Raw genomic sequence first — 20908 nt, forward strand, 5'->3', positions numbered from 1 at the left:
GATGTCCCATTCGAAAGAAGTAAACCCCCTTGAAGACGACGAGGTAGATAGGGCAGGGGTGGAAGTGCAGTAATGCATGGAGCTGACTGTTACTAATAGGGTGAGGGCTTGACCAAGAAATGAGAAAGGCAGTTATAAAGTGGCTGCCAGACTTACGCAGAGGTAAAATGATTCCATTAGGATGTAACATGTATGTAGTTTTGAAGGTACAGAACGGAAACGGTAGCCGGTTGGTTATCGTTTTTTTGTTATTAAATTCTGAAGAATATCAATTAAGGTTGCCTGCCCACTGGATTTGTAATATAATGGGAACGTTGAAAAATCGAAAAGAATAAGATCTGCTGTCACGTTTTAAACATAAATATACAAGGCTGTCAGCAGAGAAGAGGATGAAAAAATGAGCAGATTATCAGTGGTTTTGCCAGCTTATAACGAAGAACTGGTGGTAGGAAAAACCTGTCGTGTTCTTCATGAAGTATTAGCAGAAGCCGGCATTTCCTACGAACTAGTTGTTGTTGACGATGGCTCAAAAGACAAAACCTGGGAAGAAATCACCAAAGCCGGAGAAAAAGATGGAAATGTTCTTGGCGTTCATTTTTCCAGAAATTTCGGAAAAGAAGCAGCAGTATATGCAGGAATGGCCCAGGCTACAGGAGATGTGGTGGCAGTTATGGATTGTGATCTGCAGCATCCGCCGGAAACTTTGATTTCCATGTACCATCTCTGGGAGCAGGGATGGGAAGTAATCGAAGGCGTAAAGAAATCAAGAGGAACGGAAAGTCTGCTTCACAAAGAGAGCGCTGGCTTTTTCTATGGAATCATGTCCAAGGCTACAGGTGTGAATATGCAGAATGCTTCGGATTTCAAAATGATGGACAGGAAAGCAGTGAATAGTATTCTTTCTATGCCAGAACGAAATATGTTTTTCCGTGCGACCTCATCCTGGGTGGGATTTAAGACCACTTATGTGGAATTTGAGGTGCGGGACAGAGAAGCTGGACAGTCTAAGTGGTCTACCTGGTCCTTGATAAAATATGCGTTTACCAATATTGTGGCTTTTACTACAGCACCGCTGCAATTTGTAACGGTCGTAGGAGGGGCATGCTTTGGATGCTCCCTGATTTTGATTATTTATTCGCTGGTACAATTTTTTGCCGGCAGAGCGGTAGAGGGATATACAACTACCCTTATCGTTCTTTTGCTTATTGGAAGCGCTATTATGCTCAGTCTTGGAATCATCGGCTATTATATTGCAAAAATATACGAAGAAGTAAAACGGCGTCCACGTTATATCATTTCCCAGATTCTTCGTGGAAAAGAGGATGTCTATCAGGAGGTAAACCATGACTGCTCTCATTAAGAAACTGTATGCCAGTGATGTGGTACGTTATGTGTTTTTTGGAGGATGTACTACACTGGTGAATTTGGTGAGCTTTTTTCTTCTGCGCCAGGCAGGAGTTCAAAGAGATCTTGCAAATGTGATCTCGATTATTCTGGCAATTCTTTTTGCTTATGTGGTAAACTCTAAATTTGTTTTTCAGGACAAATGCGAGACTTTGAAAGACCATATCCGTCCATTCTGCAAATTTGTCGGAGCGAGAGGTGTAACAATGGTGATCGAAGTAGCAGGCGTATGGTTCTTTGCAGAGATCATACACATGAATGATATGGCCGGCAAATTTATCACCCAGTTTGTAGTTCTGGCATTAAATTACATATTCAGTAAATTCCTGGTATTTACCAGCGGGAGGAAATCATGACATTAGAAGAAACACTTAAACAGATAAAGCCTCTGAATGAGGAAAAAATGAAAACAGCCAGAAGACGATGGGATAGCATCGCCAAGCCTCTCCATTCCCTTGGAAAAATGGAAGATCTGATTACGCAGATCGTTGGAATTACAGGGGATGAGAAAGTGAATCTTGGAAAAAAGGCTCTTGTTGCCATGTGTGCAGACAATGGCGTGGTAGAAGAGGGGGTTACCCAGACAGGACAGGAAGTCACTGCAATTGTAGCAGATAATTTTGTAAAAGAAACCACTACCGCATGTGTAATGTGCCACCAGTGTGGAGTGGATGTAAAGCCAGTAGATGTGGGAATGGTAAGAGATACTACAGCACGTACAGATCTGAAAGTTATGTATGGAACCCACAATATGACGAAAGGTCCGGCTATGACAAGAGACGAAGCCATAAAGGGAATTGAAGCAGGAATTGCTATGGCAGAAGAACTGAAGGCTCAGGGGTATCGTCTTTTTGCAACTGGTGAGATGGGAATTGGAAATACCACAACCAGCAGTGCAGTTGCATCTGTGCTTCTGGGGCAACCTGTGGAAACCATGACTGGCCGTGGTGCAGGACTTTCCAGCGATGGGCTTACCCGCAAGATTCAGGCGATTAAGAAAGCCATTGATTTAAATAAGCCGGATGCAAAAGATTCCATAGACGTGCTTGCAAAAGTTGGAGGTCTTGATATCGCAGGAATGGCAGGTGTGTATCTTGGTGGAGCTGCATTACAGATTCCGGTTCTTATTGACGGTTTTATTTCCGGAGTTGCCGCACTTGTAGCAGCCAGACTTTGCCCGGAGGCAGCGGATTATATGATCGCCAGTCATGTGTCCAAAGAACCGGCAGCATATCTTGTTCTGGATGAGCTTGGAAAAGAAGCTGTGCTTCATGCTGACATGTGTCTTGGGGAAGGCACTGGAGCCATTGCCCTTTGTCCGTTTCTTGATATGGGAGCTACTCTTTACAATACATTAAGTACATTTGATGATATTCACGTGGACCAGTACGAGGAGCTGAATTAATATGATGACAGTCGTGACCGGAGGAAGCGGAAGCGGAAAATCTGCTTTTGCAGAAGATAAAATAGTATCTTTTGGACCGGCAAAAAGAATCTATATTGCAACCATGCATCCATATGACGAGGAAAGTCATAAGCGTGTGGCACGTCATCGGAAAATGCGTGCAGGAAAAGGATTCGAGACAGTTGAATGCTATACCGGATTGAAGAATCTGGATTTCCCGGAAAATGCTGTGGTTCTTCTGGAATGTATGTCCAATCTTGCCGCTAATGAGATGTTTGAGGAAAAAGGGGCTGGTGAAAAAACTGTGGAAGCCGTTTTGGAAGGCATAAAAAAGTTGAGTAGCCAGGTACGTCATCTGGTGATTGTCACGAATGAGATTTTTTCCGAAGCAGCCAGTTATGAGGGCGATACCATCCGCTATCAGGAATATCTGGGGATAATCAATCAAAACATTGGAAAAATGGCTGATGAGGTGGTTGAAGTAGTATATGGGATTCCAATCTGGCATAAAGGAGGAAAAATCATTGAAAATGCTGTGGAATAATTTTAAAGTGGCATTTGCCATGTATTCAAAAATCCCTATGCCAATGGCAGACTGGAACAAGGAGAATATGAAATATACATTCTGTTTTTTTCCTTTTATCGGCCTGGTAATTGGAGCGCTTTCTTATCTGGTAGGATGGGCAGGCGGAAAATTTGGATTTAATCCGTCTTTTGTCTCAGCAGTTCTTGTACTGGTTCCGGTAATGGTGACAGGTGGAATCCATGTAGATGGTCTTCTGGATACTTCGGATGCATTAAGCTCCTGGCAGGAAAGGGAGAGACGTCTTGAAATTCTGAAAGATTCCCATGCCGGTGCATTTGCGGTTATTACAGCCTGTGCTTTTTTTCTGATATGGTATGGAGCTTACAGTCAGTTGTGGACGGACAGGCGGGCACTTTTGATTATGGCTCTCGGATTTATGGTTTCCAGATGTTTGTCCGGAATCAGTGTCATGATGTTTCCAAAGGCACGTAAAGATGGAACTGTAGCAGAATTTTCCAGAAAAGCAGAAGATATGATCGTGCGAAATGTGCTGATCGTCTATCTTGGAATTCTGCTGGCGGTGATGATATGGATCCAGCCTGTGATGGGCATTCTGGCATTTGGAACTGCAGTACTTGTTTTCCTTTATTATCATTATAAAGCAATGAAATATTTTGGCGGGATTACAGGTGACCTGGCAGGATATTTTCTGTGCCTTTGTGAGGTGGGAATGGCTGTTGTACTGGCTGTTGTTTCTGTATTTATCTAGACGTGTCTGAAAAATCATTCCCGCAATCTGCACGCCCCACTTTGCGGTATATTTTGCCCGAATTCGGTTGTCGTAGCCCGCTACGCGCCCTCATCCGGGCAAAATCTCCCACAAATTGTGACGTACATCTTGCAGAAAGTCTTTTACAGACACGCTCCGGGAACTGGGAAAAAAGGAGAAATTGTAACAATGGAAATGATCATTGGAGGTGCTTTTCAGGGAAAGAGCACATATGCAAAAGCACATCATCCTGATGTCTGCTGGAAAAAGGGAGCCGATCTGGAAAAAGAAGAGCTTATGAATGCAGAGGGCGTCCTTGATTTTCAGGAGTATATCAAAAAAGAATTAAAAGCAGACAAAGATGTGGCCAGACTGGCAGAAGAATTATGGGAGAAAAATCCGGATATCATTCTGGTAAGTCAGGAAGTAGGATACGGCGTTGTCCCCATGGATGCTTTTGACCGGAAATACCGGGAGGCAGTGGGAAGAGTCTGTACGGATCTCGCATCAAAAAGCAAAAAGGTAATACGTGTAGTATGTGGAATTGGGACGGTGATCAAAAATGCTTAAACTTATTCTGATTCGTCATGGGGAAACCCAGGGGAATAAGTTAAAAAGATATATAGGAAAAAGAACGGATGAACCTCTTTGTCCGGAGGCTGGGAATATGCTGGCGCAGCTTGCTTATCCGGAAGTACAGGCAGTTTATGCAAGTCCTATGATCCGCTGTACCCAGACAGCAGGAATCCTTTTTCCCGGAAAAAAGCTGAATATTATTGATGAGCTTGCAGAATGTGATTTTGGAGAATTTGAAAATAAAAATTATCAGGAACTGGACGGAAATGAACATTACCAGTCCTGGATCGATTCTGGTGGACTATTGCCATTTCCGGGAGGAGAGAGCAGAGAGGAATTTAAAAGACGCAATGTGACCGGCTTCCAGAAAGCTGTAAATGGTTGTCTCCGTAATGGGATTTCTTTGGCAGCACTTGTGGTGCATGGCGGTACGATCATGAATGTTATGGAAGAATATGCAGACGAAGACCGCTCTTTTTATGACTGGCATGTGCAGAATGGCAAAGGCTATGAGGTGGAAATTGATCCTGAATTATGGAAAAAGGGCCGGAAATTCTTGCATGTGATCCGGGAGTTATAAAGATACATATACGAATAATGCAGATGGAAAATCAGCTATGGATTAGAGCTTGTTTGAAAAATCCATTAATAGAGAGAACAAGGCAGTTTGTTTAATTGACAGACTGCCTTGTTTTCATGTTTATGCAGACTGCGGGCAAAATCTCCCTCGAATTGTGACGTACAGCTTGTAGAAAGCATTTTCAAACATGCCCTAGAGCCTGTTTTGTCTGTGCTCAGTTAGTTTGTCTGAACAAAAATTTTGAGAAAGCCAAAAATATTTTTAGATTTCCTATTGAAATTTATATGGGAATGTGTTACATTATCTGTATAAAATATCCTAAAAAATGTTGAATTGTGCTTTTTGATTCAACAATTTTAACAAGTAAAGGAGGATGCCATATGCTTATTATTGGTAATGGAAGAATGATCACACGGGACGCATCCAAGGCATTTATAGAGAACGGCGCAGTTGCAATGGATGGTAACACCATAGTTATGGTGGGGACTACAGATGAGGTGAAAAAAGCATATCCAGATGGAGAATTTGTAGATGCCAGAGGCGGAGTTATCATGCCTGCATTTATCAATACCCATGAGCATATCTACAGCTCTTTTGCCAGAGGTCTGAGTATTAAAGGATATAATCCCAAGGGCTTTCTGGATATTCTGGATGGACAGTGGTGGACCATTGACCGTCATCTTACCCTGGAGCAGACCAGACTTTCTGCGATGGCTACTTACATCGACAGTATCCGGAATGGTGTAACGACTGTATTTGATCACCACGCAAGCTTTGGACATATTACCGGTTCCCTCAGTGCTATTGAATCAGCAGCTAAGGATCTTGGTGTCCGTACCTGCCTTTGCTATGAAATTTCCGACCGTGACGGCATGGACAAGTCCAGAGAATCTGTAATGGAGAATGTGAACTTTATCAAACACGCACTTGCAGATGACAGCGACATGATCGCTGCTATGATGGGTATGCATGCATCTTTCACTATTTCCGATGAGACCATGGAATTGTGTAACGAACTGAAGCCAGATGGTGTTGGCTATCATATTCATGTTGCAGAGGGAATCTATGACCTTCATCAGTGCCTGAAGGAGCACAGCAAACGAATTGTAGACAGACTTTACGATTGGAATATTCTTGGGCCGAAGACGCTTCTGGGACATTGTATTTATATTAACGAGCATGAGATGGATTTAATTAAAGAGACTGACACCATGGTTGTCCACAATCCGGAATCCAATATGGGAAATGCCTGCGGATGTCCGCCTACCATGGAATTGGTACATAAGGGAATCGTTACGGGACTTGGAACTGATGGATACACCCACGATATGCTGGAATCCTGGAAGGTTGCCAATATCCTTCACAAGCATCATCTCTGCGATCCAAATGCTGCATGGGGTGAGGTTCCCAAGATGCTCTTTGAGAACAATGCAATTATTGCCAACCGCTACTTTAAGAAACCACTTGGTGTTCTGAAAGAGGGGGCAGCTGCCGATGTGATCGTAATGGATTACAACCCGCTTACACCTATGAGAGCAGACAATGTAAACGGACATCTTCTGTTTGGAACTACAGGACATGACGTTGTGACTACTGTATGTAACGGCAAGGTTCTTATGAAAGACAGGGAAGTGCTGGTTTGTGACGTAGATAAGGTTATGGCTGACTGCCGTCAGTCTGCACAGGAACTGGCTGACGATATTAACGGAGGAAAATAAATATGAGCGATATTATGACATGTATGCCTTTCGGGCAGCTGATGGACTGGGTCCTTCAGGAGAAAAAAGGGCAGGACACTGTATTTGGGGTACATCGCCCATACACAGCAGATCCGAAGAATGATATGACTATTTTTACCAGAAACCTGGAGACACCAGTGGGACCGGCAGCAGGTCCCCACACCCAGCTGGCACAGAATATCATTGCTTCTTATTATGCAGGAGCCCGTTTCTTTGAGCTGAAGACAGTTCAGAAGATGGATGGCGCAGAGCTTTCTGCATGCGTGAATAAACCTTGTATTCTTGCAGATGATGAGGGATATAACTGCGAATGGTCAACTGAGCTGACTGTTCCGGACGCGATGGGCGAGTACATCAAGGCATGGTTTATCCTTCATGTGATCGCGAAAGAATTCGGCCTGGGTGCACAGGATGGGTTCCAGTTTAATATTTCCGTAGGATATGATCTTGCAGGAATTAAGGGAGACAAGGTCAATACCTTTATTGACGGAATGATGGAAGCAAAGGACACTGTTATTTTCCAGGAATGCAGAAAATGGCTTTTGGACAATGCTGACAAGTTCCAGAATTTTACCAGAGAAGACATCGAAGCAATCCCGTCCAATGTCTGTAATTCTGCTACGATCTCCACACTGCATGGATGCCCTCCACAGGAGATTGAGAGCATTGCAAATTATCTGCTTACAGAGAAACATCTGAATACCTTTGTAAAATGCAATCCGACCCTTCTTGGCTATGATTTTGCAAGAAAGACCATGGATGAGATGGGATATGATTATATGGTATTCGGCGATTTCCATTTCAGAGACGACTTGCAGTATGAGGATGCAGTCCCCATGCTTACACGGCTGATGAAATTATCCGAAGGACTGGGCCTGGAATTTGGTGTAAAGATTACCAATACTTTCCCGGTTGACGTTACACGAAATGAGCTTCCAAGTGAAGAAATGTACATGTCCGGTAAAGCTTTGTTCCCGCTGTCCATTTCCCTTGCAGCCAAACTTTCTGCTGAATTCGCAGGAAAACTTCGAATTTCCTATTCCGGAGGTGCAGATTATTACAATATTGACAAAATTGTGGGATGCGGTATCTGGCCTGTAACTATGGCTACCACCCTTTTGAAGACAGGCGGCTACCAGAGATTTACCCAGGTAGTAGATAAGGTAGAAGGAATCTGTCCGAAAAAAAGGGAAGGAATCGATGTGGATGCACTGAAGAAGCTGGCAGCAGATGCTATTACTGATGGGCATCATGTGAAGAACATTAAGCCGGTTCCGAACAGAAAGAGCACAAAAGAAGTTCCTCTTCTGGACTGCTTCTATGCACCGTGTTCTGAAGGATGTCCAATCCATCAGGATATTCCACAGTATGTAGCACTGACTGGTGAGGGGAAATATAAAGAAGCACTTGAAGTGATCCTTGAGAAAAATGCCCTGCCATTTATTACAGGTACCTTATGTGCACACAACTGTATGACCAAATGTACCCGTAATTTCTACGAAGAATCCGTAAATATCCGTGGCACCAAGCTGACAGCAGCAGAGCATGGCTATGAGCAGCTGATCGGTGAGATCAAGGCTGGCGAGCCAAACGGTAAGAAGGTCGCCGTAGTTGGTGGCGGTCCTGCAGGTATTGCAGCTGCTTACTTCCTTGCAAGAGAGGGCGCAGCAGTTACCATTTTTGAAAAAGAAGAGAAAGCCGGCGGCGTGATCCGTTACGTGATACCTGGATTCCGTATTGGAGACGACGCCATTGACAAAGATATTTCTTTCATCCAGAAGATGGGTGTAGAGATCCGCACAAATACAGAGATCACTTCTGTGGCAGATCTGAAAGCACAGGGTTATGATGCTGTGATCCTGGCAATCGGAGCTGGCAAGCCTGGCACTTTGAAACTGGAAAAAGGTGAGACCGTTAACGCTCTGAAGTTCCTTCGTGATTTCAAGGCAAATGATGGTAAGCTGAATATTGGCAAAAATGTAGTTGTAATCGGCGGCGGAAACACTGCTATGGACACTGCAAGAGCTGCGAAACGCACAGAAGGCGTAGAGCATGTTTATCTTGTATACAGAAGAACCAAACGCTATATGCCAGCTGCAGAGGATGAGCTTCTGGAAGTTCTGGAGGAGGGCGTTGAGTTTAAGGAACTTCTTTCTCCTGTAAGTCTTGATGGCGGCAGACTGCTCTGCAAGAAGATGAAGCTTGGCCAGATGGATGCTTCCGGACGTGCAGGTGTAACCGAGACTGCAGATGTGGTAGAGGTTCCGGCTGACACCGTGATCGTAGCTGTTGGAGAAAAGATTGATACCGATTTCTACACTGCCAACCAGATCGCAGTAGATGAAAGAGGAAAAGCAAAGGTCAACGATAAGACTCTTGAAACCAGCGTGAGTGGTGTCTATGTTGCCGGAGACGGCGCCAGAGGCGCAGCAACCATCGTAGAGGGAATCCGGGATGCACAGCTGGCAGTGAAAGATATTCTTGGCAAAGAGATTACCAGAGATGCAGCTGTGACAGGTGATGTGAAAGACTGTTTCGAAAAGAAAGGTATCCTGAAGCACAGTAAAGAGGCGAAGACAGAGGAAGAGAGATGTCTTACCTGTAACAAAGTCTGTGAGAACTGTGTAGATGTGTGCCCGAACCGTGCCAATATTTCCATCAAGGTTCCTGGAATGGCTATGAATCAGGTGATCCACGTAGATTATATGTGTAATGAGTGCGGTAACTGTAAGAGCTTCTGCCCATACGCAAGTGCACCATACAAGGATAAATTTACTCTGTTTGCAAACGAGAAAGACATGGCAGACAGTAAGAACGATGGTTTTGTTGTTCTGGATAAAGAGAATAAGACCTGTAAGGTCAGATTTGTAGGCCAGATCACAGACTGCAAGGCAGACGATCCGGCAGACAAACTGTATGACGGTTTGAAGAAGCTGATCTGTGCAGTGATCGATGATTATGGATATCTGATAACTAAATAAGGTAATAGAAATACTGTCCACAGCTTTTTAAGGGCTGTGGACAGTGTCTATATTTTGACAGGCAGCGAGCCGAAGTATGTTCATGCATAAGATCTTGGTGACTGCTGCGATAATTTGGGAAACCTTCAGAATGTGTTTCTCATAGTTCACTGTGAAAGTTTGGAGCGCAGTTAAAAGCATCTGACTTTCATGGGGTAGTAGAAAGGAGAGTCCAACATGGCAGTATTTACAGTCAATGGCCAGAGGGTAGAGACGAAAAAAAATCAAAAGCTGCTCAGATTTCTCCGTGATGAGTTACATCTGACTTCTGTAAAAGATGGTTGTAGTGAGGGTGCCTGTGGAGCCTGTACAGTGATTATCGATGGCAGAACCTGTAAGGCCTGTGTGCCGGATACAGATCTGCTGGATGGCAGAAATATCATTACAGTAGAAGGTCTGACAGAATGGGAAGAAAAGGTATATACGTATGCATACGGAAAGGCTGGTGCCGTACAGTGCGGCTTTTGCATTCCTGGCATGGTAATGTGCACGAAAGCTCTTCTGGATGTGAATAAAGAGCCCACTGATGAAGAAATCAAATATGCCTTGCGTAACAATTATTGCCGTTGCACCGGATATGTAAAAATTATAGATGCAGTACGGATCGCGGCTAAAGTTATGCAGGAGGGGACACTTCCGGAAGAAATTAACAACGACTGGCATATTGGCTCCCGCGTAGCAAGAATCGATGTTGGGGAAAAGGTTCTTGGTACCGGAAAATATCCAGACGATTTTTATCTGGATGGTATGCTTTATGGATCAGCTCTGAGAAGTAAATATCCGCGTGCAAGAGTGCTTTCCATTGATAAGACCAAGGCACTGGCACTTCCTGGGGTAGAGGCGGTTGTTACGGCAGAAGACATTCCAGGAGAGAATAAAATCGGACATTTAAAGCATGATCAGTATACCCTGATTCCCATAGGAGGGCTTACCCATTATCTGGGAGATGCCATTGCACTTGTGGCAGCCCGGGATAAAGAGACTGCGGATAAGGCAGCGAAGCTGATCCAGGTTGAGTATGAGGTGCTTCCTCACATTCATACGATTGAAGAGGCAGCGAAACCAGATGCACCAAAGGTATTTGATGAGGAAGAGAACAATATCTGTGCATATAAACATATCAGCCGGGGAAATGCAGCAGAGGCTATAAAAAATTCCAAATATGTGATTTCCCATCATTTTGAGACACCATGGACGGAACACGCATTTCTGGAACCGGAATGTGCTGTGTCTTTTTATGATGAAGACGGAGATGTTTTTGTATATTCTACAGACCAGTCAGCACATCAGACTCTGCACGAATGCAGCTTAGTTCTTGGTACAGACAAAGTAAAGGTACAAAATGCGCTGGTAGGCGGCGGATTTGGCGGTAAGGAAGACATGACTGTGCAGCATTTAAGCGCGCTTCTTACCTATGTAACGAAGAAACCGGTTAAGATGAAGCTTACAAGAGCAGAATCCCTGCTGGTCCATCCTAAGCGCCATCCTTTTTATATGGATATGACCATGGGCTGTGATGAAAATGGAAATATCATGGGAGTAAAGGCAAAGGTTGCCGCGGATACAGGTGCATTCGCATCTCTTGGCGGTCCGGTTCTGGAGCGCGCATGTACCCATGCAGCAGGTCCTTATCACTACGAAAACTTTGAAATTGAGGGAACAGCTTACTATACCAATAATCCGCCGGCAGGAGCATTTCGCGGATTCGGAGTTACCCAGACCTGTTTTGCTACAGAGACACTTTTGAATATGATGGCAGATAAGGTGGGAATCACTCCCTGGGAAATTCGTTACCGCAATGCGATTCGGCCCTGGGAGACACTTCCGAATGGTCAGATTGTTGACGATTCCACAGGTCTTGTGGAGACCTTAGAAGCGGTACAGCCGAAATATGAAGCTGCGTTGGCAGCAGGAAAAGCGGTGGGCATTGGCTGCGCCATGAAGAATGCAGGGGTTGGTGTTGGAATTCCAGACACTGGCCGCGTGAAACTGATTTATGAAGAGGATAAGAAGCTTCACATCTACTCAGGAGCTTCCTGTATTGGACAAGGGCTTGGCACAGTACTGACCCAGATGATCGTGAGTAATACAGATATAAAAAGAGAGGATATCATTTACGAGCGCAGCAATACCTGGATTTCACCAGATTCCGGAACTACATCCGGTTCCAGACAGACATTGATCACCGGTGAGGCCTGCAGAAGAGCCTGTGAGAAATTGATGGAGGATAAAAAAGCAGGATTAAGCGTAGAAGATATGATCGGTAAGGTTTATTATGCAGAATATCTTGCGAAGACCGATCCTCTTGGTGCAAATGTGCCCAATCCGGTTTCCCATGTTGCTTATGGATATGCTACCCAGGTTTGTATTTTGGATTCCAAGACAGGCAAGATAGAAGAGATAGTTGCTGCTCATGATGTGGGAAAAGCGGTAAATCCTTTGTCCTGTGAGGGGCAGATCGAGGGTGGTGTGGTAATGTCCATAGGATTTGCCCTGCGGGAAAAATATCCCATTGATGAGAACTGTAAACCTATTTCCAAGTATGGTTCTTTAGGCCTTTTCCGTGCACATGAGATTCCGAAGATCGATGCCATTGTTATCGACAAACCAGGTCTTAAGGTTGCCTGCGGTGCTATTGGTATTGGAGAAATTACATCCATTCCCACAGCACCCGCAATAGCAGATGCCTATTTCCGAAGAGATGGTGTAAGGCGTTACAGCCTTCCTCTTAGCGAAACACCATATGAAAGGAAGGGATGAGAGATGGCAGTAAAGAAGAAATTTCCGTATCGGTCAGCTGTTGTGGCATGTAACGGGGGGTGCAGGGTTACAGCAGGGGACAATGGATGCAAAGATGGATGTATTGGCTGTGGAGCCTGTGTGGAGAAATGTAAATTTGGCGCCATTTCCCTGAATGAGTATGGTGTGGCGGAAATAGATGAAGAAAAATGCATCGGCTGCGGGGCATGTGGGAAGGTATGTCCCCAGAAGATCATTCATGTCCATGAATGTGCCAATTGGATCGTAGTAAAATGCTCAAATAAGAGTAAAGGGGCAGAGGCAAAAAAACAGTGTGAAGTCAGCTGTATCGGCTGTGGAATCTGTGAGAAGACCTGTACGGCCGGGGCAATCCAGGTTACAGATAACTGTGCAGTGATAGAAGAGTCTGTCTGCCTGAGCTGTGGAATGTGCGCAGTGAAGTGTCCAAGACATGCGATTTACGATCTGCGGGGGATTTATACAGCGAAAAATTAGAGAAGCGATTATGGCAGTTACGCAATATTCCATGGCGAAATATACCGCAAAGCAGGGAATGAAGATTGCTGGAATGATTTTCCAGACATGCTCCAGGCTGATAGAGCTTCGAATTTGCAGAAATTTCAAAATTATACAGATAAAACAACTAAATTATTTATAAAATTATTGCAAAACATCGGTGAAATATGATACAATAATTTTGCGTTGAAAGAATATTTTGTACAATATTTTTTAGGTTGAGACGGAAAGAGAAGAAGCATAAAGGGCCGACGATCAGTTCAAAGAAGAACCGTAAACTTGTTTTTTGAACGGCGTCGGCCATTCCTTTATGAGGGGGTAAAGGGCGGATTGGAGGCATCCGCTGCAAAAAATATAAAGAAGGTGAAGCATATGATTGGAAAGAGTGTTCCAAGAGTAGACGCTTATGAGAAAGTGACAGGACGTGCGAAATTTACAGATGACCTGATTCTGAATAAGTGTCTGGTAGCCAGGGTTTATCATGCAAAGATCGGAAACGGCGTGGTAAAAACCATTGACACCAGCGAAGCAGAGGTTCTGGACGGCGTAGTAAAGGTAGTTACCTTTAAGGACGTACCGAATCATTGTTATCCCACCCCAGGACATCCCTGGTCCGTGGAGCTTGCTCATCAGGATGTGGCAGACCGTAATCTGCTCACCGGACGAGTACGGTATTATGGCGATGATATTGCAGCTGTAGTAGCCGAGGACGAAGTGACAGCTTCCCGGGCATTGAAGCTGATCAAAGTAGAATATGAAGAATATCCGGTGGTCGTGAGCCCGAAGATTTCCATGCGTGGAACGGAGCATCCCATTCATCTTGACAAGAAGGATAATATTCTGGCAAGATCCAGCTTTGCGATCGGAGATGTGGACAGCGCAATGGAGAAGGCTGCCGCGAAGCTGAAAAGAAGTTATAAGACACCTATTGTCCAGCACTGCCATATTGAGAATAATATTTCTTACGCCTATATGGAAAAGGGCAGGGTCGTGGTGGTTTCTTCCACACAGATTCCCCATATTGTGCGCCGTATTGTTGGCCAGGCACTTGGAATCCCCTGGGGGCAGGTACGTGTGATCAAGCCTTATGTAGGCGGTGGTTTCGGCAACAAGCAGGAGGTGCTTTATGAACCTCTGAATGCATTTCTCACCATGCAGGTGGGCGGTCGTCCCGTGAAGATCGAGCTTACACGTGAGGAGACCTTTACCAATACCAGAACCCGTCACTCCATTGAATATGACATGGAAGCAGGCGTGGATGAAGAAGGACATCTTCTTGCAAAAGAGATGACTACCTATTCCAATCAGGGAGCTTATGCATCCCACGGACATGCCATAGCAGCCAATGGTCTGACGGCCAGCAGACTTCAGTATGCATGCCCAAATATCCGAGGGGAAGCTTATACCGTCTATACCAACTGTCCTACAGCAGGGGCGATGAGAGGATATGGTATTCCTCAGGTTTGCTTTGCTACGGAGAGCTTTATGGATGATATTGCTTATGAAATCGGTATGGATCCGCTGGAATTCCGCAGAAAAAATCTGATCCATGGCTATTATGAAGATGCCTATCTGAAGCCAATCGCAGCGAATACCAACGGTATTTTTGAGTGCCTGGAAAAAGGAGCAGAGTATATTCACTGGGATGAGAAACGGAAAGCATATCAGAACCAGACTGGCGATATCCGGCGTGGAGTTGGTATGGCACTGTTTTCCTATAAGACTGGTGTATGGCCAATTTCTCTGGAGATTGCAGGTGCAAGGCTGTCTCTGAATCAGGATGGAAGTGTACAGCTGCAGGTTGGTGCTACAGAGATTGGACAAGGCGCGGATACTGTATTTTCCCAGATGGCAGCAGAGACCTTACATATGGATATTTCCAGGGTGCATATTGTAACCCAGCAGGATACAGATGTGACGCCTTTTGATACAGGTGCGTATGCTTCCAGACAGTCCTTTGTCACCGGTACAGCCGTGAAGGAATGTGCGCAGCAGCTGAAGCAGAAGATCTTAGAATATGCCAGAACACTTGTTCCAGGTAATGTGGACCGGCTGGAACTGGAGGATGGTTATATTCTGGCAGATGGCAAGCCTGCGATTTCCCTTGAGGATCTGGCTATGGAGAGCTATTACAGTCTGAGTAATTCTTCTGTCCTTACAGCAGAGGTTTCCAGACAGGTGAAGAAGAATACAGTTGCCAGCGGCTGTTGTTTTGCGGAAGTAGAAGTAGATATGAAACTTGGCAAGATCAAGGTTCTGGATATTGTGAATGTTCATGACAGTGGAACCCTTTTGAATCCGCAGCTTGCAGCAATGCAGGTTCATGGCGGCATGTTTATGGGAATCGGTTATGGAGTTTCTGAGCAGCTTCTTATCGATGAGAAAACAGGAAGACCATTAAATGGGACTTTGCTGGATTATAAAATGATGACAATGATGGATACTCCGGATCTGACTGCTGAGTTTGTAGAGCTGAACGATCCAATGGGTCCATATGGAAATAAAGCCCTTGGCGAGCCTCCTGCAATTCCAAGTGCACCGGCCATCCGGAATGCTGTGCTTCATGCAACTGGCATCGGCTTTTCTGAGATTCCTCTGACACCGCAAAGACTGATAGACGGTTTTACAAAGGCCGGACTGATCTGAGAAAGGGGGCATGAGGAATGTACGATATTGAAAATTATTATAATGCAGAGACCATTAAGGAAGCGGTAACTCTTCTGAAGGAGCATCCGGATGCAAGGGTGATTTCCGGGGGAAGTGATGTGCTGATTAAGATCCGTGAGGGCAAAATGGCCGGTACATCTTTAGTGAGCATTCGTGATATTAAGGAAATCAAGGGAATTCGGCAGATGGAGTCTGGTGATATTTATATTGGAGCAGGAACTACTTTTTCCCATGTGACCAATGATCCGGTGATTCAGAAGCTGATTCCGGTTTTGGGGGAAGCAGTAGATCAGGTTGGCGGACCTCAGGTCCGCAATATTGGTACTATTGGCGGAAATGTCTGTAATGGTGCGGTCAGTGCGGACAGTGCACCTACACTTTTTTCACTGAATGCCATGCTGCGGATCGCAGATGGAACTGGTGGACGGATGGTTCCTATCAGGGATTTCTATCTGGGACCTGGTAAGGTGGATCTGCATCAGGGAGATGTGCTCACCCACATTGTGATCCCAGGGAAGGATTATCAGGGATATCATGGATTTTATATTAAGTATTCCATGCGAAATGCAATGGATATTGCGACTCTGAGCTGTAGTGTAGTCAGCAGAATCGATCCTCTGAAAAAGGTTCTGGAGGATGTAAGGATCACCTTTGGTGTAGCTGCACCCGTGCCGTATCGCTGTATGAAGGCGGAAGAGGCGCTGAGGGGCATGAAAATTGGCGAGGAACTTTACCAGAAGGTGGAAGAGCTGGTAAGGGAAGAAATCAATCCCAGAGATTCCTGGCGAGCTTCAAAGGCATTCCGCCTGCAGATTGGCGGGGAGATTGCCAAACGGGCATTGAAGGAGAGTGTTCGCAGGGGAATGGTGACGGGAGTTGTAGTGCCGGATGTCCGGACAACTTCAGACGAAAATATAAGTTCAAATGGAAAAATTTATCCTTCATCTGATGCTGAGAATGTAACAGGAGGTGAGCAGTCATGAAAAAGGATATGCGGCTGGTACAGTGTACTGTAAATGGAAAAGAGGTAGCTGAGTATGTGGACGTGAGAGAATCCCTTCTTGACATGCTGCGAAACCACCTTGGGCTTACCTCTGTGAAGAAAGGCTGTGAAGTAGGTGAATGCGGTGCCTGTACTGTGATCATTGACGGCGAGACCATTGACTCCTGTATTTATCTGGCAGTCTGGGCTGAGGGAAAGAATATCCGCACCCTGGAAGGTCTTGAGAAAAATGGCGAACTTACCAGGATTCAGGAAGCTTTTATTGAGGAAGGCGCCATCCAGTGCGGATTCTGCACACCAGGCTTTGTTATGTCTGCCACAGTGCTTCTTGAGCGGGGCGAGAAGCTTACGAGAGATGCCATCCGCAAACATATGGCAGGAAATCTTTGCCGCTGTACAGGGTATGAGAATATTGTGAATGCAGTGGAGAAGGTGAATAAGGAGAATATGGCCGCTGAGGGTAAATAATTTAAGTGCTGCTGTTGTTACTGTTTACTGGTGACATTCCGCGTGCTGTTTTTGTGAACGTAGTTCCCAGAAAACCCGAGAAGTGCGGCGCGAAATCATGCGAATGCATGATTTCTGTGCATCGCGAAGCATGTTGCTGTGAACGGAGTGAACAGTAATCTATTGTTCATGGGTTCTATATTAAAAATGTATTTTATACTATACTGTAAATGGAAAAAGTGTTATAATATTAATTACAAAACAATATTGTTATGAAATTAACTGAATTAAATAAAAAATGACTAACATGTATCAATATTGTTATAACACAAAAATATCAGAGGGCGGGGACTTCCCCGCCTTTTCTAAAATATTAAAAATGGGCAGGAAAAAAAGTATGAGTGACAAGTGTATAATAGTCCGCGGCGGCGGAGACCTGGCAAGCGGCGTGATCCACAGACTGCATCGCTGTGGCTATCGTGTATTGATCTTAGAATGTGAAAAACCAAGTGCAATCCGCAGAAAGGTAGCGTTTTGCGAAGCTGTGTATGATGGGACAGCAGCAGTAGAAGGGATTCTTTGCAGAAGAATAGATTCTCTGGAAGAATGCGGGCAGGTCTGGCAAGCAGGGGAAATCCCACTTATGGTCGATCCGGCAGGCAATTGTATTATTGAACTTTCCGCGCAGGGCAAGGTAGCTGCTCTGGTAGATGCAATTCTTGCAAAGAGAAATCTTGGAACTTCAAGAAATATGGCACCCCTTACCATTGGTCTGGGACCAGGCTTTACAGCCGGGGAAGACGTAGATTACGTTGTGGAAACCATGCGAGGTCACGATCTTGCCAGAATCATCACAGAGGGCCCGGCCATTCCAAATACTGGTGTCCCCGGAATGGTAGGCGGTGTCAGCAAAGAACGTGTGATCCACTCCCCGGGGACCGGCAGAATCCATAATATGGTCCATATTGCCGATATTGTAGAGAAAGGACAGATTCTTGCCTACGTGGGAGAAACCTCTGTAGAAGCCTCTATAACAGGCGTATTAAGGGGAATTATAAAGGAAGGCTACAATGTTCCTGTTGGAATGAAAATCGCCGATATTGATCCCAGAAAAGAGGAGAAGAAGAACTGCTTTACCATTTCGGATAAGGCCAGATGTATTGCTGGAAGTGTGGTGGAGATCTTGCTCAGTGAGGGTGTATTGCCAGACTAGAGCGTGTTTGGTCGCATTGCATTTATTAACATGTTTTCGCTTGGGAAATGTTATGAAGCCTATATACTTTTTATAGAATTGTTTTTTATGGTTACGAAGTCAGGCAATGAATTATTGCATGAAAATAATTGGCGTGAAGGAGGTCAGGATGAAAAGATACGGATATTTTCTGGACTTATTAAAACTTGATATAGAGAAATACCCAGTGATCGCTGTAGTCGGTGGTGGTGGAAAGACAAGTCTGATTTACCGCCTGAATGAAGAATTACAGGCTTTGGGTAAAAAAGTGATTATTTCCACAACCACCCATATGGCATATGATCCCATGCTGCCGCTGGTAAAGAGCACTTGCATTGAGCGCGTCCCGGAAATATTAAAGGAACACGGCTTTGCAGCAGTTGCCGATATTGAAGAAACCTCTGGAAAAATGTGTGCCATAGAGGAAACTGCATTGAAGAAACTGGTTCCATTTTGTGATGTTATGCTAATCGAAGCAGACGGAGCGAAACGAAAACCCTTGAAGGTTCCAGCTGACTGGGAACCGGCAATTCCTGATTTTGCAGACGTAGTAGTAAGTGTGATCGGTCTGGACTGTCTTGGCAAACCCATCTGCGAGACCGCCCACCGTGCCGAATACACCAGTTCTTTTCTTGAAAAAAATCTGGAAGCACCTGTTACCGAAGAAGACATAGAAAAAATAGCAATCTCTGTTCACGGTTTGTATAAAAATGTAGACCATAAAGTTTACCGTGTATATTTAAATAAAGCAGACATATTGCCCGATTCTTCTCCGGCAGAGCATATAGTAGAAGACCTGACAAAGCAAGGCACAATAGCTGCATATGGCAGTTTAAGAGAGGCAGAAAAATTATGAAGATTGCACTGATCATGCTGGCAGCTGGAAACAGTCGGCGGTTTGGAAGCAATAAGCTTTTATATGAGATCGAAGGGAAGCCAATGTACCGGCATATTCTGGAGAAGCTGCTGATCGTGGCAGAATGGCTTGAAGAAACAGAGTGTATTGAAAAAGTGGAATGCGGTGAACATTTGGAAAAGCAGAATGAGGAAGGCTATAAAGGAGAACATATAGAATGCAATAAAGTAATTGTACCTCTTGGTGAAATAAAGGGGAAATTATTTAAACAGAGAGATTGCTATAAAAGAATAACAGTAGTCACCCAGTACGAAGAAATAGAGCAGGCCGCAAGATCCCTGGGTGTAAACGTATACATCAACCCTCATCCGGACGAGGGAATCTCCTCCTCCCTGAAAATCGGCTTAAAAGCCAACTTAGACGTTGATGCCTGCCTTTTCACCGTCTCCGACCAGCCCTGGCTCACCACCGCCACAATTCGCCAGCTCATCACCCTCCTAAAAACATCAGGCAAAGGAATCGCCTGTGTCTCCTGCGAAGGAAAACTTGGAAACCCCTGCATTTTTACAAAAAAATACTACGACTCCCTGCTCTCCATTAATGGAGATAAAGGTGGTAAAGCTGTGATAACTGCACATAGAGATGATACAGCTGTTTTGAAAGTGAATGATGTGAAGGAACTTACCGATATGGATGTTAAATTGTAAAGAACGCTCTCTTTAAGAGCTATTGTCTAATATAAGACATTTCCGAAAAAATGAGCAAAAGTATGGAATCTTTTATACACGGAAGCAGTAGGAAACGACATTTAAATATAAAATGTGGGATTTTGTTGTATTTTGTGAATTTGTGTGAGATTCCAGACAGAAATTACTTGTAATTATGATAGAAACAAGGTATACTAATGGAAAAGAAAGCAGTCGGGAGAAGTATTTATATTTCTGTTCGCAAGAAGAATTCCGTGGGCATTTTACGTGAACAAAGAGAGCAGTACCCCATTTTCCCGTCTTACAAGGAGGATAAAATGGCAGATAACTATGATGGCACGGCGGTTGGGGTGTTTGAACTGGATAACCTGGTAGCCTGCTTTGTGGCTCTTGATGCAGCATCCAAGGCTGCAAATGTAAAAATCCAGAGCGTAGAGAGAAACCGACTGAAAAGTGGAGCCTGTGTAAAAATGCGCGGTAGCGTTTCCGATGTAAATGCAGCTATGGAAGTGGTATTGGAGACTGCGAAGCCCCTTGGTAAAATTGTTTCCCATACGGTAATTGCATCCCCCACGGCAGACACGGAGACAGCACTTAAGATGACCATTAACAAATAGAATATGTCAGGAGCTTCTTATATAATTTAAATATAAGGAATTCCGAGAAAGAAGGTTGAGAAAAAAATACCTCAGAGTAAAATAA

At 44.6% G+C, this 20908-nt stretch carries 20 protein-coding genes, 1 rRNA gene and 2 pseudogenes; 22 read left to right on the top strand and 1 reads right to left on the bottom strand.

The features are described from left to right. The 6 genes from AB5Z12_RS18535 to cobS all read left to right on the top strand — a co-directional run. Window positions 1-116 (top strand): 23S ribosomal RNA (locus AB5Z12_RS18535); the annotation flags it as partial. Between the two features lie 281 nt (window positions 117-397). Beyond that, complete coding sequence (locus AB5Z12_RS18540; protein WP_368357483.1) at window positions 398-1360, top strand: glycosyltransferase family 2 protein; 963 nt, start codon at window positions 398-400, stop codon at window positions 1358-1360. Next, a complete protein-coding gene (locus AB5Z12_RS18545; protein ID WP_173771960.1) occupies window positions 1344-1760 on the top strand; it encodes a GtrA family protein in 417 nt (138 codons plus the stop codon). Before AB5Z12_RS18540 ends, AB5Z12_RS18545 begins: the two co-directional genes overlap by 17 nt. After that, window positions 1757-2809: a nicotinate-nucleotide--dimethylbenzimidazole phosphoribosyltransferase gene (gene cobT, locus AB5Z12_RS18550; RefSeq protein ID WP_368357482.1), complete on the top strand. Its 1053-nt coding sequence runs from the start codon at window positions 1757-1759 to the stop codon at window positions 2807-2809. Before AB5Z12_RS18545 ends, cobT begins: the two co-directional genes overlap by 4 nt. A 1-nt stretch (window position 2810) precedes the next feature. Further along, window positions 2811-3353, top strand: coding sequence for a bifunctional adenosylcobinamide kinase/adenosylcobinamide-phosphate guanylyltransferase (locus AB5Z12_RS18555; RefSeq protein ID WP_118583346.1), 543 nt, complete (start codon window positions 2811-2813; stop codon window positions 3351-3353). Then, window positions 3340-4104 (top strand): adenosylcobinamide-GDP ribazoletransferase, encoded by a 765-nt coding sequence (gene cobS / locus AB5Z12_RS18560; RefSeq protein ID WP_330590186.1) that lies wholly within the window; start codon window positions 3340-3342, stop codon window positions 4102-4104. The genes AB5Z12_RS18555 and cobS overlap by 14 nt, the downstream gene beginning before the upstream one ends. Window positions 4105-4140: 36 nt before the next feature. Here cobS and AB5Z12_RS18565 read toward each other — a convergent pair. Beyond that, window positions 4141-4187 (bottom strand): annotated as a pseudogene (locus AB5Z12_RS18565) (DUF6783 domain-containing protein); the annotation flags it as partial. On the opposite strand from AB5Z12_RS18565, the pseudogene AB5Z12_RS18570 reads away from it, so the two are divergent. The 16 genes and pseudogenes from AB5Z12_RS18570 to AB5Z12_RS18645 all read left to right on the top strand — a co-directional run. Continuing rightward, a pseudogene (locus AB5Z12_RS18570) lies at window positions 4171-4358 on the top strand (DUF6783 domain-containing protein); the annotation flags it as partial. The pseudogenes AB5Z12_RS18565 and AB5Z12_RS18570 sit on opposite strands and share 17 nt — an antisense overlap. Beyond that, complete coding sequence (locus tag AB5Z12_RS18575) at window positions 4294-4674, top strand: bifunctional adenosylcobinamide kinase/adenosylcobinamide-phosphate guanylyltransferase (protein ID WP_118583350.1); 381 nt, start codon at window positions 4294-4296, stop codon at window positions 4672-4674. The pseudogene AB5Z12_RS18570 and the gene AB5Z12_RS18575, both read left to right, overlap by 65 nt. After that, window positions 4667-5260, top strand: coding sequence for a histidine phosphatase family protein (locus AB5Z12_RS18580; protein ID WP_118583352.1), 594 nt, complete (start codon window positions 4667-4669; stop codon window positions 5258-5260). The genes AB5Z12_RS18575 and AB5Z12_RS18580 overlap by 8 nt, the downstream gene beginning before the upstream one ends. A 108-nt stretch (window positions 5261-5368) precedes the next feature. Then, the gene (locus AB5Z12_RS18585) at window positions 5369-5482 is read left to right on the top strand and encodes a DUF6783 domain-containing protein (RefSeq protein ID WP_368357481.1); all 114 of its coding nucleotides are present in this window, start codon (window positions 5369-5371) and stop codon (window positions 5480-5482) included. A gap of 158 nt (window positions 5483-5640) precedes the next feature. Continuing rightward, complete coding sequence (ssnA, locus tag AB5Z12_RS18590; RefSeq protein WP_118583354.1) at window positions 5641-6978, top strand: putative aminohydrolase SsnA; 1338 nt, start codon at window positions 5641-5643, stop codon at window positions 6976-6978. A gap of 2 nt (window positions 6979-6980) precedes the next feature. After that, complete coding sequence (ygfK, locus tag AB5Z12_RS18595) at window positions 6981-9980, top strand: putative selenate reductase subunit YgfK (protein WP_368357480.1); 3000 nt, start codon at window positions 6981-6983, stop codon at window positions 9978-9980. 216 nt (window positions 9981-10196) lie between these two features. After that, a complete protein-coding gene (xdh, locus tag AB5Z12_RS18600; RefSeq protein WP_148463353.1) occupies window positions 10197-12779 on the top strand; it encodes a selenium-dependent xanthine dehydrogenase in 2583 nt (860 codons plus the stop codon). A gap of 3 nt (window positions 12780-12782) precedes the next feature. Continuing rightward, on the top strand, window positions 12783-13274 hold the full coding sequence (locus AB5Z12_RS18605; protein ID WP_368357479.1) for a 4Fe-4S binding protein: 492 nt from the start codon (window positions 12783-12785) through the stop codon (window positions 13272-13274). Window positions 13275-13284: 10 nt separating this feature from the next. Next, window positions 13285-13437, top strand: coding sequence for a DUF6783 domain-containing protein (locus AB5Z12_RS18610; protein ID WP_368366389.1), 153 nt, complete (start codon window positions 13285-13287; stop codon window positions 13435-13437). Between the two features lie 230 nt (window positions 13438-13667). After that, window positions 13668-15941, top strand: a complete 2274-nt coding sequence (xdhA, locus tag AB5Z12_RS18615) for a xanthine dehydrogenase subunit XdhA (RefSeq protein WP_368357477.1) — start codon at window positions 13668-13670, stop codon at window positions 15939-15941. A 17-nt stretch (window positions 15942-15958) separates the two neighbouring features. Continuing rightward, window positions 15959-16945 (top strand): xanthine dehydrogenase subunit XdhB, encoded by a 987-nt coding sequence (xdhB, locus tag AB5Z12_RS18620; RefSeq protein ID WP_368357476.1) that lies wholly within the window; start codon window positions 15959-15961, stop codon window positions 16943-16945. Next, window positions 16942-17433, top strand: a complete 492-nt coding sequence (gene xdhC / locus AB5Z12_RS18625; protein ID WP_227201055.1) for a xanthine dehydrogenase subunit XdhC — start codon at window positions 16942-16944, stop codon at window positions 17431-17433. Before xdhB ends, xdhC begins: the two co-directional genes overlap by 4 nt. Window positions 17434-17809: 376 nt before the next feature. Beyond that, on the top strand, window positions 17810-18625 hold the full coding sequence (yqeB, locus tag AB5Z12_RS18630) for a selenium-dependent molybdenum cofactor biosynthesis protein YqeB (RefSeq protein WP_368357475.1): 816 nt from the start codon (window positions 17810-17812) through the stop codon (window positions 18623-18625). 148 nt (window positions 18626-18773) lie between these two features. Next, the gene (yqeC, locus tag AB5Z12_RS18635; protein WP_368357474.1) at window positions 18774-19499 is read left to right on the top strand and encodes a selenium cofactor biosynthesis protein YqeC; all 726 of its coding nucleotides are present in this window, start codon (window positions 18774-18776) and stop codon (window positions 19497-19499) included. Further along, entirely contained in the window at window positions 19496-20206 is a 711-nt protein-coding gene (locus AB5Z12_RS18640) for an NTP transferase domain-containing protein (RefSeq protein WP_368357473.1), read from the top strand. The genes yqeC and AB5Z12_RS18640 overlap by 4 nt, the downstream gene beginning before the upstream one ends. 317 nt (window positions 20207-20523) lie before the next feature. Then, complete coding sequence (locus AB5Z12_RS18645) at window positions 20524-20823, top strand: BMC domain-containing protein (protein ID WP_368357472.1); 300 nt, start codon at window positions 20524-20526, stop codon at window positions 20821-20823. The last annotated feature ends 85 nt before the right edge of the window (window positions 20824-20908 follow it).

It is taken from the genome of Ruminococcus sp. RTP21358st1_G6_RTP21358_211008, from assembly GCF_040908885.1.
In the GTDB taxonomy this organism is placed as follows: domain Bacteria; phylum Bacillota; class Clostridia; order Lachnospirales; family Lachnospiraceae; genus Blautia_A; species Blautia_A faecis.